Annotated in this window: 13 protein-coding genes; 5 read left to right on the top strand and 8 right to left on the bottom strand. The window is 45.8% G+C overall.

Features of this window, described 5'->3' with window-relative positions; all coding sequences use genetic code 11:
* Positions 1–104 precede the first annotated feature (104 nt).
* Entirely contained in the window at positions 105–1,394 is a 1,290-nt protein-coding gene (locus tag LCF57_RS10330) for a glycoside hydrolase family 27 protein (protein ID WP_226000612.1), read from the bottom strand.
* A 211-nt stretch (positions 1,395–1,605) separates the two neighbouring features.
* Between LCF57_RS10330 and LCF57_RS10325 the strand changes: the two genes are divergently transcribed.
* Positions 1,606–2,499: a rhodanese-related sulfurtransferase gene (locus LCF57_RS10325; RefSeq protein WP_226000611.1), complete on the top strand. Its 894-nt coding sequence runs from the start codon at positions 1,606–1,608 to the stop codon at positions 2,497–2,499.
* A 223-nt stretch (positions 2,500–2,722) separates the two neighbouring features.
* Positions 2,723–3,649 carry an AEC family transporter gene (locus LCF57_RS10320; RefSeq protein WP_226000610.1) on the top strand — a complete coding sequence of 309 codons (927 nt, stop codon included), beginning with the start codon at positions 2,723–2,725 and terminating at the stop codon, positions 3,647–3,649.
* 16 nt (positions 3,650–3,665) lie between these two features.
* Here the strand turns inward: LCF57_RS10320 and LCF57_RS10315 are convergent, their stop codons facing one another.
* The 3 genes from LCF57_RS10315 to LCF57_RS10305 form a co-directional block, all read right to left on the bottom strand.
* Positions 3,666–4,445, bottom strand: a complete 780-nt coding sequence (locus LCF57_RS10315; protein WP_226000609.1) for an ABC transporter ATP-binding protein — start codon at positions 4,443–4,445, stop codon at positions 3,666–3,668.
* Positions 4,446–4,711: 266 nt separating this feature from the next.
* Complete coding sequence (locus LCF57_RS10310) at positions 4,712–5,359, bottom strand: DUF421 domain-containing protein (RefSeq protein ID WP_226000608.1); 648 nt, start codon at positions 5,357–5,359, stop codon at positions 4,712–4,714.
* A gap of 288 nt (positions 5,360–5,647) precedes the next feature.
* Positions 5,648–6,439: a YheC/YheD family protein gene (locus tag LCF57_RS10305; RefSeq protein WP_226000607.1), complete on the bottom strand. Its 792-nt coding sequence runs from the start codon at positions 6,437–6,439 to the stop codon at positions 5,648–5,650.
* Between the two features lie 210 nt (positions 6,440–6,649).
* Here LCF57_RS10305 and LCF57_RS10300 point away from each other — a divergent pair, with 210 nt between their 5' ends.
* Both LCF57_RS10300 and LCF57_RS10295 read left to right on the top strand, forming a co-directional pair.
* Positions 6,650–7,486, top strand: coding sequence for a DUF6492 family protein (locus LCF57_RS10300; protein ID WP_226000606.1), 837 nt, complete (start codon positions 6,650–6,652; stop codon positions 7,484–7,486).
* 71 nt (positions 7,487–7,557) lie between these two features.
* Complete coding sequence (locus tag LCF57_RS10295; protein ID WP_226000605.1) at positions 7,558–8,901, top strand: sugar phosphate nucleotidyltransferase; 1,344 nt, start codon at positions 7,558–7,560, stop codon at positions 8,899–8,901.
* A gap of 130 nt (positions 8,902–9,031) precedes the next feature.
* Here LCF57_RS10295 and LCF57_RS10290 read toward each other — a convergent pair whose 3' ends face one another.
* Both LCF57_RS10290 and LCF57_RS10285 read right to left on the bottom strand, forming a co-directional pair.
* Positions 9,032–9,766 (bottom strand): succinylglutamate desuccinylase/aspartoacylase family protein, encoded by a 735-nt coding sequence (locus tag LCF57_RS10290; RefSeq protein ID WP_226000604.1) that lies wholly within the window; start codon positions 9,764–9,766, stop codon positions 9,032–9,034.
* Between the two features lie 20 nt (positions 9,767–9,786).
* Positions 9,787–10,806 (bottom strand): glycosyltransferase, encoded by a 1,020-nt coding sequence (locus LCF57_RS10285; RefSeq protein ID WP_226000603.1) that lies wholly within the window; start codon positions 10,804–10,806, stop codon positions 9,787–9,789.
* Between the two features lie 362 nt (positions 10,807–11,168).
* On the opposite strand from LCF57_RS10285, the gene LCF57_RS10280 reads away from it, so the two are divergent.
* On the top strand, positions 11,169–11,642 hold the full coding sequence (locus LCF57_RS10280; RefSeq protein ID WP_226000602.1) for a C40 family peptidase: 474 nt from the start codon (positions 11,169–11,171) through the stop codon (positions 11,640–11,642).
* 52 nt (positions 11,643–11,694) lie between these two features.
* On the opposite strand, the gene LCF57_RS10275 is transcribed toward LCF57_RS10280, so the two are convergent.
* Both LCF57_RS10275 and LCF57_RS10270 read right to left on the bottom strand, forming a co-directional pair.
* Positions 11,695–13,071, bottom strand: coding sequence for a sensor histidine kinase (locus LCF57_RS10275; RefSeq protein WP_226000601.1), 1,377 nt, complete (start codon positions 13,069–13,071; stop codon positions 11,695–11,697).
* The gene (locus LCF57_RS10270; protein WP_226000600.1) at positions 13,068–13,778 is read right to left on the bottom strand and encodes a response regulator transcription factor; all 711 of its coding nucleotides are present in this window, start codon (positions 13,776–13,778) and stop codon (positions 13,068–13,070) included. Before LCF57_RS10270 ends, LCF57_RS10275 begins: the two co-directional genes overlap by 4 nt.
* Between the last annotated feature and the right edge of the window lie 41 nt (positions 13,779–13,819).

Here is a 13,819-nt window from a genome sequence, read left to right as displayed (position 1 = left end):
TGCATCTTTTTTCTGCAACAAAAAAATCACCCTATCGTAGGTACCATCCATTTACGGTAGAGTGATTGGGTTAAAATACTGCTTATATCCTTCGTTATATCATACTATTTTAAAATAAATAGAGAAGCTCCATGAGGGGGTAAATCTGCGGACAATTCTTGATCCAAGGTACCTATATCTATATGGTTCCATAAGTCTCTTACACTTGCCTGTCCTTCAATACCAAGCTCTTTTAACGATACACGGACCTTCGATGCTTCATCTGCAGCATTGAACAAAGCAGCATATACATGACCTTCATCGTTATGCGAAGTCCAAACGATATGATCATCCTTTCTATAAACCTGCCGCGCACCCATACCGTTGCGATGAGCTTCGAGTACTTCTTCATTAGTCAGCAAAGAAAGTGTCCATGCATCATTATCCCGCATTTCTCCCCCAAATATCAGCGGGGACCGGAAGATACTCCACAAGGTCATCAATGTCAGCTGCTCATCTTTCGTGAAGCGTGTCCAGCGGTCATGGCTGCCTGACTCTACCGAATCTACCGAACGGATACCCAGATGACCCAGCGGCAGCATGTCGCAATCCGGCCAGTGACCAGGACCTACGTGCCCTGCCCACTTCTCACAGCGCTCAAACATACCATATAATAAAGGCCACACATCCCAGAAATCGTCAGTCATGCGCCACATATTAGCGTTTGCAATTAATTCTGATGCATGTTCCAGCGGTGCAGGACCAGGAGACAAACTTAACACCATCGGACGACCACACCCAGCAATAGCCCGCCTGATCAGCTCAATTTCTACCAAGTGAATATCGTAGAGACGGGACGCAGCAATGTCATCTACTTTGACAAAATCGACACCCCATTCCGCATATAGGTTAAACAATGAGTTATAGTACTCCTGTGCCCCCTCCTTGGATGCATCTACCCCATACATATCTGTATTCCAAGGACAAATAGAGTTGGGATGCGCAATTTGTCTAGCCGTTGCCGTAGTTCCCAGGATCGGTGTATCCTGATGTACCGCTTGTCGGGAAATCCCCCTCATCATATGTATGCCAAATTTCAAGCCCAGACTGTGTACATATTCCGCCAGAGCTTGGAAGCCTCGTCCATCTGCAGCCGAAGGAAAACGATTAACAGCAGGAATAAGGCGTGAGAACGAATCCATTTCCAAAGGAACAAACGGGCGATACTGCGAAGATACAGCTCCCGGCTCATACCACTGAATATCCACCACAACATATTCCCAACCATATTCTTTCAAATGCTCCGCCATATATTGAGCATTCCCTCGTACTTCCTCTTCCCGTACCGCCGCACCGTAGCAATCCCAGCTATTCCACCCCATGGGTGGTGTATGCGCTACCAAATGATGTTGCATCTCTATTCATCCTTTCATCTCATAGAACTCATCCAGCTACCAAAATTCACGTATCACTACGATTTTATTATAATGTAATACTTTTGTCGCTTGTCATCTTCATGACCTTTTTCATTTCCACTTTTTATACATTTATGTTGACTAACTTAAAGAATGTGGTACATTTAAAATTGTTTAAAAAACTTTGACTTGAATCAGAGGGTGATTTTACGTGTGTGAGCATGCTTATCGAATTTTGTTGTTTTATAAATATGTAAATATTGAAGATCCTGCCACCTTTACGGCAGAGCATCTTGCTTATTGCAAGGAGCTGGGCGTCAAGGGAAGAATCTTGATTGCTGAGGAAGGTATTAACGGAACATTGTCTGGTACGGTAGAGCAAACAGAGCAGTATATTCGTGATTTGCGCACCAATCCGAAATTCCACGATATTGTTTTTAAAATAGATGAATCTGACGGGCATGCGTTCAAGAAAATATTCGTACGTCATCGTCAGGAGCTTGTTACGCTGCGTCATGAGGATGAGCTCGACCCTAATGAAATTAGCGGCAAGCGTTTGTCACCGAAGAAGTTTTACGAGCATCTTCAAGATGAAGATGTAGTTGTACTGGACGGTCGTAACGACTATGAATATGACATCGGTCATTTCCGCGGAGCCATTCGCCCGGAAGTTGAATCGTTCCGTGAATTTCCACAGTGGATTCGTGACAATATGAGTCAGTTTAAGAACAAGAAAATCCTGACGTATTGCACCGGAGGTATTCGTTGCGAAAAGCTGTCCGGTCTTCTGATCAAAGAAGGCTTTAACGATGTAGCCCAACTGGATGGCGGCATTGTGACTTACAGCAAGGACCCAGAAGTACAAGGACGCTTGTTTGACGGTAAATGCTATGTGTTTGACGAACGGATTTCGATTCCAATTAACCACACCGACGAGGACGTTATTGTCGGCAAATGCTTCCATTGTGAAGCACCAAACGATCATTATATCAACTGCCCGGTATGCAATCTCCAGCATATCGTATGTCCAGACTGCGAAGAGCAGCATCAACACTGTTGCTCTGATGAGTGCCGGACTAAAGCGGAAGCTGTTGTTTCTGCTTAACTCAGCAGGATCATCTGCTTCATCATAACAAAAGGGATGTTCCACCAGCCTTTCACATGGCTGTGGGCATCCCTTTTGTTGTTCTACTTAGTGCATATTTAGAATAACTAACTAAAGATTCATAGTATATACCTATAAGCTTGATCGTATTTTCATCTTGGACGGGCTCGAAAGCCGCACCTTATAATGAAAATTGTTATTACAGAAAGGATGAGTGGATTTCATGATTCAAATTGTACTTTCAACTCTTTTATCCGTTATCGTTCCACTGTCCCTTCCAGTGATCGCCGGGTTTTTACTCGGCAAATTCATGAAGCTGGAAACTAAGCCGCTCTCGACTTTATACTTGTACTTTTTAAGTCCTGCGATGATTCTGGACACGCTGCTCAAAGCACAGCTCTCCTGGCATGATGTGGTGCAGACTGCCGCCTTTTCATTATTGAATTTGCTACTATTATGGGGAATCGCCCAATTGGCAGGGAAAATCTTCAAGCTGAGCGCCCCTGAAACGGCCGGACTTACCCTGATCTCCACACTGACCAATAGTGCGAATTATGGGTTGCCGCTCATTTTACTTGCCTTTGGGCAGCTTGGATTGGATAAGGCCTCTGTGTATGTTGTCATCCAGATAATTCTGGTCAATACCCTTGGAGTTTACTTTGCAGCCCGCTCTGAATTTTCTGTTCAAAGCGCCGTTAAGTCGGTATTCTCACTGCCCGCGATCTATGCGGCCCTACTTGCCCTGGGGCTTCGGCTGCTGGATTGGCATCTGCCCTCCGGGATTCAATCGGGCGTCTCGATGATTGCAGCAGCCTATTCTCCGGTCGTGCTGGCGATCCTTGGCACCCAGATGGCTTATGTAAAAATCTTCAAGCTGGAGCCGTCTATTAAAAAAGCAAGCTATGCAGGACTCATCATCCGGCTTCTGCTCTCTCCGCTTGCAGCCTGCCTTGCCATGCTGATACTGGGGATATCTGGACTTCTATTCTCCGTTCTCTTTATTCTGGCCTCCATGCCGGTTGCTGTGAATGCCGTCATCTTAGCACAAAAATTCAATGCATCGCCCAAACTCGTGTCCACCTGTATCCTGTGGAGCACGTTAGCCTCATTCCTGATTTTGCCTATCCTCATTATGATCGTAGCAGGATAGCTGAAAAAAAGACCCTCTATACCATAGAGAGCCATGCACGTTCCTGTCTCCATTCAACTTGCACAGGTGTTTCAAAAAAGGCACTAAGCGTTTCACTGCTCAGAATGTCTGTCGTTTTACCTTTGGCGAAAACAGTACCCCGGCGAATCAGAATGGTATGTGTGTACATCGGTAAAATTTCCTCGATATGATGTGTAACATACAATAAATTCGGCGAACCTGGCGATTCGGACAGTTGATGAATACTGGTTAGTAAGGATTCCCGGGAAAAGAAGTCCAGGCCGTTACACGCCTCGTCCAAAATCAGCAGCTTGGGCGAGGCCATTAGCGCGCGAACAATAAGCACTTTTTGCTTTTCCCCCTGTGAGCATCCCTGATACAATCGGTCCACGAGGTGAGCACAGCCCAGTTGGGTCATGAGGTGTACGGCTTGCTCATAATCCGTATCCGTTGTTTGATCATAAAGTCCAATGGAGGCAAATTTGCCGCTAATGACAACATCCTGCGTGCGCTGACTGCCATTGATTCTTTCCTGTAGAGAGGAGCTGACCCAGCCGATAGATTTGCGCAGCTCCCTCAGATCCACGTCCCCGAACGTATGTCCCAGCACACTTACACTGCCTATAGTTGGCCATATGTAACCATTGATCATATTCAGCATCGTTGTTTTACCCGATCCATTCAGTCCAAGTACAGCCCAGTGCTCACCCTCGGCTACCTTCCAGTTGATTTGATCCAGTATGGTACGATTATCTCTTTTCCAGCTTACATTATTAAGTTCAATGACCGAGTTCATGGCTGTTCTCCCCTCTATTGATCATATCATCTGATGTTTAGAGGCGCAGAAACTAAATATTACTGCGCTGTTCTCTATTAATATATAAGAATAGCATAGAGTTACAGGTTGTTCAATTTCAAATTTATTGTATAGCAACAAACGAACCCAGGTTCGATAGCCTTTTCCCTAAAACATTGGGAGCAAGCTATTGAACCTGGTTTATTCACTCTTTATCAATAGGATGTTCGATTTGATCCTTATACTCGTCAAAATATATATTTCCATCAGAACTGATTACGGCATAATTGATACTTTCTATCGATAATCCCTTCTTTTTTTACCTGCGAATACAGCCACTCTGTTGTTATGTTATTCTCCTTCAAATTAGCGTCAACGATGTTCCCGTCCATGACTAATTCAATAGGAAAAGTCTGTTCGGAACGTACGTCCAAATGCAAATCTTTTCTGGTTACGGGCTTAGAATCCGGCCTTGGTAATACGGAAATGCTCCCATTCATTTCAAGTACGGCATACTGAACATCTTGAATATTAAAAATATTTTTTTCCCTTAGCTCCTGATTCAGTGTATCCAGTGTAATCTTAAGCTTTCTCATATTGTTCTCCAAAATTTTTCCTTCTTGAATTAACACGGTTGGTTTTCCCGAAAACCAATTTCGCAGTTTCCGATTCTTCATGGCAAATACCATCAGCAAGTAAGCAATTCCGGTAAAGGTCAACGAGGCTGTAAGTAAATTCCAAACGCTTATTTTGTCATTATAGGAGATATTCGCAGTAATAGCCCCCAATGTAACAGCAGCCACAAAATCATGATAGGTCATTTGCGCAATAGTCGGTTTTCCCAATATACGTGCAATAAGCATCATGACGGTAAATGCTAATGCAGACCTTAGCATGGTTTCCCATAGTTCCATACACCAAGACCTCAGTTCTCATTGTTTTTTTATATAGCTTTTCCAATTCCACTTTTTTCATGACATTCGTTTCGATAGGCTACGGTTTTTCCGTTTTGTTATGCTTTATCGCGGTGGATGCTGCATGATACGTATCATAGCGGGCAAATCACATTTATACGTAAACAGCTTGTTACCTGGCGTGTTTAAAAAGTAACTCCGCTATTTATGTAAAAAGGATGAATCGATAAGATATTCATCCTTTTATTCCTCCAGTTCAGAGCTTCAGTCACCAAACCGATTCCTCACTTATGAGCTTTTTGCTTTTTTAGAGCCTGTAGCTTTCTTCTTTTGATTGGCCAGTCGCCAATAGCTTAATACTTTGCGGTACATCGACTTATCTTTTAACTGGTTAAAAATATACGGGTCAGGCTTCGTATTCACCTCAATAATCCATGGAGTAGAGCTGCGATCCAGCCCAATGTCCACTCCAATTTGCCGGAAATTCGGATAAGTTTTTTGCAGTTGGGCGGCAATGGTAATGCCCATGGCATTCAGTTTCTTTACCAGCTCAGCCTGTTTGCTTTTGGGTAAATGAGACTGTAGCAGCTCCTCCAGTGCCATCGGCTTGCCGCCGCTATGATAATTGGTCACGATTTTGCGTGGATGACCGAGCCGACCAATAATTCCGGTAGATTCCCACGGCCCTTTTGCATTGCGCTGCACCATAACCCGGATATCAAAGTAGCGTTTCTGATGACGCAGTAAATGGATTCCCTTTTGAATGAGATAGCTTTTCTTCCCTATTTTCTTCGAGAGGCTGACATATAGTGCCTCTACATTTTTGAACTCCAAACGCTTTTCCTCATGTTGATAGGCAAAACGCTGACCTTCCTCCTGCTCTACTCTCATCACACCTTTACCGAATGTTCCTCGATCGGGTTTTACGTAGACCATACCGTACTTCTCCAGCATTGACTTCAAATTGGCTTTGGTATATTTCCGGGTATCCGGCACAAACGGCTTGATGCCGCGATGCTGGAGCAGCAATTTAGTTTTATGCCACTTGCTGCGCAAAGCCTGCGCTTGTGAAGAATTCACTTGCCCCTCTCCTCTCTACTCTCAGGGTAGAACGCTCCTGTTAAAAAAGATCAATCCATCGTATGCACCAACTCCCCATCCGAAAGCTACATCAGCCCTGTACTGCTTGGAAATGGACGACTGGCCTTGCCCGGTCGAAGTCGCCTGTCCAGGCATACGATATTGTAAGACGCCGGACGCGTACATTTGCATATATAGGGAGTGAATAGCATGTCAGCGCAATCGGATGAACCACGGAAGGGTTCGCTTACAATTGATGTTCTGATTCCTGCAATTGATAAAGATATTGCCACATTACCGCTGGTAATTGACAGCCTACGCCGTCACGTGCAGCACCGAATCGGAACGATTTATATCGTTTCACCGCAAAGCGCTGGAATTCGTCGATTGTGTGCAAGCAGGAACTGTACATTTGTAGACGAAAAGGCAGTCCTGCCCATCACAAAAAATCATATTCGTTACGGTACAGCGCGCTGGGACCGCTCAGGCTGGCTATATCAGCAATTGCTCAAAATGAACGGGGATAAAATCAGTAAAGCCTCTTTTTTTCTCGTCATTGATGCGGATACGATTTTAATTCGTCCACATGTGTTTCGAAAGGACGGCAAAACGATATTTTACTATCGAAGCTGGAGCCAGCCTGAGTATTTCCGTACCTACCGCAAGCTGATAGGCGTGAAGGCTCCCTCACCGAAGTCCTTTGTTACTCACTATATGCTGTTTGAAAAAGCATGGCTCAGACGACTCAAGCAGGTCATTGAGTCCCGTCATGGGAAACCCTGGTACAACGCGATTATCCAAAGTATAGACCGAAAAAAACAGTTTGGTTTCTCCGAATATGAGACGTATGCCAACTATCTGTACAGCATCCAGCCCTCTCGGATGATTTTGCGCAAGTCACTTAATAAAGCGCTTCATAGTCGGGCTGCTTCCCTCTCTCAAAAACAATTGGATACCTTTGCTAAAAGCCATCGTTCTTTATCCTTTCATCAACGTAAGGTGTATCAGATAGCTCCAAAATCAAAGCTCACATCATCGGTGAAATAGTTAGAGAATCAAGAAAATTTCGCAAAATGATACAGATCCAACATGGATCTGTATCGAAGGAGGAAGTGCCTGTGCACATCGTATTGTTATGCGGTGGTGCTGGAAAACGGCTGTGGCCATTGTCCAACGATATCCGCTCGAAGCTGTTTCTCCGATTGTTGCCTGCCCCTGACGGGCAAAAGGAATCTATGCTCAGTCGAGTGTATCGACAGCTTACTGTAGCCGGGCTGGATTCCTCTGCCCTGCTGCTGGCTCATCGGAGTCAGGTGAATTTAGCCTTTCGTCATACGGAAGGTCATCTGCCCGTTCTAGGTGAGCCTGCCAAACGGGGAACCTTCACCGCAGCTGCATTGGCAGCTGCTCATTTTCACGCCAATGGCGTGGGACTGGACGAAATTGTTTGTATCGCTCCAGCGGATATGTTTGTGGGAGAGGATTTCTTCCAAAGTGTAGCGGCACTCTCCGGTCTGTTGCTCGATAGTGGAGCTGATCTGGCCATGCTTGGGACAAGGCCCACTCATCCTTCTGACCAATACGGTTATATCGTTCCGGGTCAGCGAATGATAAGAAAGAAGAAACCCGCCTATGCGTCAGTTGCCCGCTTCACAGAAAAGCCGGATCGCCTGGGAGCGCAACAGCTTATCAGCCAAGGTGCGCTCTGGAACTGTGGCATTTACGCTTTTAAGCTACGGTATATGCTGGCCTGCATGGAACGTAGCGATTTGCCGCTGAACGATAAGGCATTATGCGCGATGTACGACTGCCTCCCTGTTCGCAGCTTCGACGAGGAGATTGCAGAACGTGCAGAACGTGCGGTCGTCCTCCCCTACGAGGGTGAATGGCGTGACATCGGCAGCTGGCAGGCATTAACGGAACAGCTCGGCAACCGAGTGATTGGGCGCGGACAGATCAGTGGCCCCGCTCATGGCACGCATATCGTCAATGAGCTGCCCTATCCACTCCATGTCATTGGCGTGGAGGATATTATTGCTGCTGCCAGCCCTGACGGCATCCTCATTGCCGCCAAGAGTCATGCCCACGCGATCAAAGAGCAGCTGGGGGCACTTCATCGACGCCCCATGCATGGTGAAACCGCTTGGGGTAGCTACCGGGTGATGGACGAATTCGATCATCGGAGCTTGAACGATATTCTTGCTATACGCTTGACGGTGCTCCCAGATCAACGCTTAAACGGCCATTGTCACGGCAGTGGGTTGAAAGTGTGGACGATCGTTTCCGGCCGGGGGGAGGTCATGCTGAATGGAGAACGCTTTATGGCAGCAAGCGGTTCAGTCTTTCGTATCCCGGTCGATACGTATCACACGATCCGGGCCGATCTGGATAAACCATTGGAGCTAATTGAGGTTCGCCTGGGAGAAAGCTTGGTGAGTGCCTTCTATAAATCCGAATCTTGACGTATAGAGATGTCATATAAGCACCAACATCAATTTGTGCACGAGATGGCAAATAAAAAAAATCGCTCTTGAGTATGGGAAAGGAAAATCCCTGGCTCTAGAAGCGATTTTTATTTTTTAATGTTACATTTTACATTTTCATGGAATGACCCATTCTAACCTTGGCAGATAAATATACCTCGTTGGCCTTGATCAGCCCAGCTTCTCTTAAGAAATGCTGCACGATCTCCAGCTGATACTTAATACGTACCTTCTTGGGTAGACTCCAGCATGTTTCCACCGTGACCGCCCGTGCGCCTAAGAATCGGGCTGCTGCCGTACGGGAGGAGCCCGGCAGCTCATGCAACCGAAGGTTGAAATGCCGTTCTTTGATCTTGATGGAATGGTTCATTCGCTTTATAGTTCGACGCACCGCAGGAACTACCGGATTGCCCTTATCGGAAATTAGCGTTTGACCAAGCACCTTGGCATCCTTTTGTGACAATCCGTTGGCTTCATGCAGATCGAGATACCACTCGGGTTGATGCTTTTGTGCTAATTGGAATACCGCAGCGGAAAGCGGATTGGAGGCCGTTTGCTTTTTTGTGCGTGGAAAGGTTCGATTAAGGTCAGGTATTCCCCTAATCCGTTTGCGGTAAGCTTCTTGATTGACTATAGGTACGATTATGAGCTTGCCTTGGCTGATTCGCAGCTTCTGCTGGTCTAACAGCCTCACCAGCTTCTCAGCCGCGCGTATGCTTGCGATTTCCTTGCCGTGTATGCCCGCGACCACCATCACATGCGGACCTCTCTGTTTCCCTATGGCTATATAATAAGGGGTCGCCCAAGAATAACCCTTTCCAAGCATATACTGTTTGACCTGCATCCCTTTCACCTCCGCATAAGCTATCCCTGGCTCTTCTTCTGTCCTTGCCGACGGATAATTTCGCGGTATAGTCTCAAATATTTATCGGTCATCTGTTTGTTGGTGAATCTTTGGGTGACATACAAACGAAGCTGAGCTGGTGACGGGTAATTTTTTTGCTGTGCCTTTCGCGCCATTTGGCTAACGGATTTGCAAATCAGCTGTGGAAAGCCTGATAGGACCTCGGGAACGGAGCCGTTATTTAAAGCCAGTACGGGTGTTCCACAAGCCATCGCCTCGACCATCACAAGTCCGAAAGGCTCTTCCCAAAGTGTCGGGAACAACAGACATTCTGCATGCTTCAGCAACTTCTGCTTCTGGCCCCCCCCCACCGCCCCTACATAGCGGATTTTGGGATTATGCTGAATTCGCTTTTGAATCTCTTGGCGAAAAAATATAGGTGCTTTGATGGGACCGGCAATAAGCAATCTTTTTCCTGTTCGTTCTGCAACCTGAATGGCTTGCAATACGCCTTTATCTCGTATAATCCGGCCCATGAACAGCAAATAGCCGTGCTTCTCGCTGCTGAACTCATATTCCTGTGTGTTAATGCCATTATAGATATAAAAGCCTTTGCCCCCACCCATAAGCTGGCGTGCCCGTTTGCTGACATATACCGGGTTTCTACCGTGTCTCTTCACTGGAAGATGGACCGTACATACCGACGGACAAGGCAGCTTCCTGCGCCCTACAGCAGAGCGAAAGGTATGATCATGAATGATGTGTGTGCCGGGAAGCATGTGCTGTAGGACGTACCGGTGGATCTGATCGTGCTTTAAACCCTTGGGATAGGTAATCAGTCGCGCACTGCTCCTGCTCCCACGGGCAGCAAACAAAGATACATGATGTCCGCGCCTTACTAGTTCCTCCGTTAATTCATACACGACCTTTTCCGTTCCGCCCTTAATGGAGGGTACCGGCTGTGCGTTGGGATAGTTGGAGATGACCTGAACAATGGTTAGACGTCGGCCTCTGGGCATTTTAATCCACTTTGAAGCCATACGAATCCCCCTTCCTGACCGGAAATACGGTGTGATCTTTACGATATGAACGGGAACCTGAGCTTGCTCCCGTACAAGTTATAAACTGTATTATATAGGTATGTATATTTTGCGTGATTGCTTGTGCGAATCATCTGCAAGTCGCTTTTTGTCATACGAACCCAGCGATAAGGGGGAACTGTATATTTTGTCAATCCAAAATCGAGGTGAAAATTCTCATCGTTTTCTAATAAATGAGGAAAAAGCGTTGGGGTAACAGGATTGTAACCTTGGGCGGTAAATTTCGGATATTTTATTTGTGTTATTGTCATCTCAGGACATCACGACAAGATATAAAATACAAATTAACGGAGGAATGTTAAATGAAACACACTTCGAAAAAATTATGGTTGGGCATTTGCTTTACAATGACTTTAGCATTCGGCGCAGGAAGCTTTGTAGTTGGACCAGACACCACTCATGCCGCTTCTGTCAGCACAGCTGATCGGGTCATTTCTACAGGTTACCAGTTTATGGGTGTACGATATCAACATGGAGCACCAGCAGGCAACACAAGCTCTTTTGATTGCTCTTCATTTACTCAATATGTATTTGGACAAAATGGAATCAAGCTTCCGCGTTCGTCCAGACAGCAATCAACCGTCGGTACTTTTGTACCACGTAGTCAGCTGCAAAAAGGCGATTTGGTCTTTTTCTATGCGCCAATTCACCATGTAGCCATTTATATGGGAGACGGCAAGATTTTGCACACCTTCGGTAAAGGTGGCGTAACGATCACGGACCTTAATTCAGGCTGGTGGAATTCCCATTACACTACAGCACGTCGTGTCCTCTAGGACAGGCATAGATAAGAATCAACACAAACGGCTGTTCCGCGAGTAGATTTGCCTACCAGTGGGACAGCCCTTCCTGTTGTCTTCGAGGCAACGTGATGGTCACCTCTGTCCCTTCTCCTTCTACGCTTTCCATACATATCGTACCCTGATGGACGTCTGTAATAGCCTTTGCAATCGGCAGCCCAAGCCCGGTCCCTCCGGTTTTACGATGCCTGGAGCTATCTACACGATAAAATCGTTCAAAGACTCGCTTGATCTCGCCCTCTGGAATCCCGATTCCATAATCCTTGACCCGGATGTGCACATCTTTTTTATCTGCAGACAAAAGGATATCGATTGAATCTGAGCTGTACTTTAACGCATTATCGAGCAAAATAACTAATAACTGCTTGATTTTTGCAAGGTTGGCATCAAGCCAAATTTCTTTTTCATCTGTAACAATAGTAATTTGACGATCATGTACAAGTGTGAGATGTGCTACTACCTGTTGACAACAGCCGATCAGCTCTATTCGCTCATACGTCTCAGGGTCTTTCTGCTGTGAGGAAGCCAAAGTCAGTAATTGCTGTGTCATCGTTCGCATTCGCTGAGTTTCTTCATAGATCGATTCAATGGATTCCTTATGAATATCCTCGTCACGCGTGCCCCAGCGCCGCAGCATATTAGCATAGCCCTCAATGATCATTAATGTCGTGTTTAGCTCATGCGAAGCATCTGAGACGAATTGTTGCTGGCTTTCAAAGCTCTCTTCTAACCTATCCATCATTCGATTAAAGGTTGCGGTCATTTGGGACAATTCATCTTGATTCTGAGTGCGACCAGGGATTTTTTTAAATTTAAGGCTTCTTTCAATTTCCTGCATCGTCTGAATACTGCTTGAAATCGGTAGCAATATGGCATTCGCTAAAATCGTGCTGCCTACCAAACTAAGTAACATGGCTCCTGTAGTCGAGGTGATGAGGATCGTATTTAAAATATCGAGATTGTTTTCGAGCGCATCCCATTGTTCCACGATCTCCAGCGTTCCCTCTTGATTTCCCTCCGGAGAAAGCACTGGAAGATGAATTACCAGGATTTTATGCCCCTGTACATCTATCAGCTGTGAGCTTTGAGAAGTGTTAAAACGTATGTTACCCAGCTTGAAGCGAGACTGACGACTTACTTCATACAGAAGGCGGGATTGCTGATCAAAAACCCTCAGGATTGTGTCTCCTGCAAGCTCATCTTTCAACTCGGGTCCCCATGCATTTTTTAAAATCATCTTGGAACCGGTTTCGGAAATGATATCAGTCCACTTATTTTGCAGCACTTCTCTTTCATTGCGAGTGGCGATTTTGACAAACAACAGATGAACGGTAACGTCTACAAACAGGAGAATGGTCATCACTAGAATTGAGCTGAGCAGGGTAATTTTGGTCCGCAGCTTCAATGGTCTTCCTCCCTGATGCAATACCCTACGCCACGTACGGTTTTAATCAGCTTTTTTTTGTAGCCATGATCGATTTTTTTACGAACATATCGGATATACACATCGACTACATTCGTATCCCCCACAAAATCAAATCCCCACACGTCCTGAATCATTTGATCCCGCTGCAATACTTGATTTTTGTGCTCCATGAGGTAGTGAAGCAGATCAAATTCTTTGGGCGTAAGTTCGATTCGCTTCCCTTCCCGCATCACAGAACGTGTCTTGGATTCAAGCACCAAGCTATCGACCTGAAGAAACGGCGGCTTCTCCTCTTCTTGTTGAGGCGTAGCTCTGAACTCCAATTGATGTCTCATACTGGCCCGCATCCGCGCTAATAGCTCCTCGATTTCAAAAGGCTTCGTAATGTAATCATTCGCACCTTCGTCCAGACCGGAAACCTTATCAGTAGTCGTGTTACGTGCAGTGACCATAATGACGGGCGTATGATTGTCCACTTTTCGAATCTGCTTTAGCACCTCGACCCCATTGAGTTCCGGCAGCATCACATCCAAAATGATGATATCCCATGTGTGTGCCAAAGCTTTTTCCAATCCTTCTTTGCCCGTCTGAGCAATTTCAACTGCGTATCCTTCGTGGGTTAATTCCAATTGGAGTAATCTAGATATCTTCTCTTCGTCATCAATGACCAGCACCGATTTTCTCACCGCAAAACCACCTATTTTCTATAGAAAAACAAATTGAGTAG

It is taken from the genome of Paenibacillus sp. BJ-4 (genome assembly GCF_020404765.1).
GTDB lineage: Bacteria > Bacillota > Bacilli > Paenibacillales > Paenibacillaceae > Paenibacillus.
This window is presented reverse-complemented; position numbering and strand designations above follow the sequence as displayed.

What these genes read in the sequence shown, in the direction of transcription:
- LCF57_RS10290 (WP_226000604.1), bottom strand. Translation starts at nt 9,766, where the DNA reads ATGCAGGTCAAACAGTATATGCTTGGAAAGGGTTATTCTTGGGCGACC.
- LCF57_RS10280 (WP_226000602.1), top strand. Translation starts at nt 11,169, where the DNA reads ATGAAACACACTTCGAAAAAATTATGGTTGGGCATTTGCTTTACAATG.
- LCF57_RS10330 (WP_226000612.1), bottom strand. Translation starts at nt 1,394, where the DNA reads ATGCAACATCATTTGGTAGCGCATACACCACCCATGGGGTGGAATAGC.
- LCF57_RS10320 (WP_226000610.1), top strand. Translation starts at nt 2,723, where the DNA reads ATGATTCAAATTGTACTTTCAACTCTTTTATCCGTTATCGTTCCACTG.
- LCF57_RS10310 (WP_226000608.1), bottom strand. Translation starts at nt 5,359, where the DNA reads ATGGAACTATGGGAAACCATGCTAAGGTCTGCATTAGCATTTACCGTC.
- LCF57_RS10300 (WP_226000606.1), top strand. Translation starts at nt 6,650, where the DNA reads ATGTCAGCGCAATCGGATGAACCACGGAAGGGTTCGCTTACAATTGAT.
- LCF57_RS10315 (WP_226000609.1), bottom strand. Translation starts at nt 4,445, where the DNA reads ATGAACTCGGTCATTGAACTTAATAATGTAAGCTGGAAAAGAGATAAT.
- LCF57_RS10285 (WP_226000603.1), bottom strand. Translation starts at nt 10,806, where the DNA reads ATGGCTTCAAAGTGGATTAAAATGCCCAGAGGCCGACGTCTAACCATT.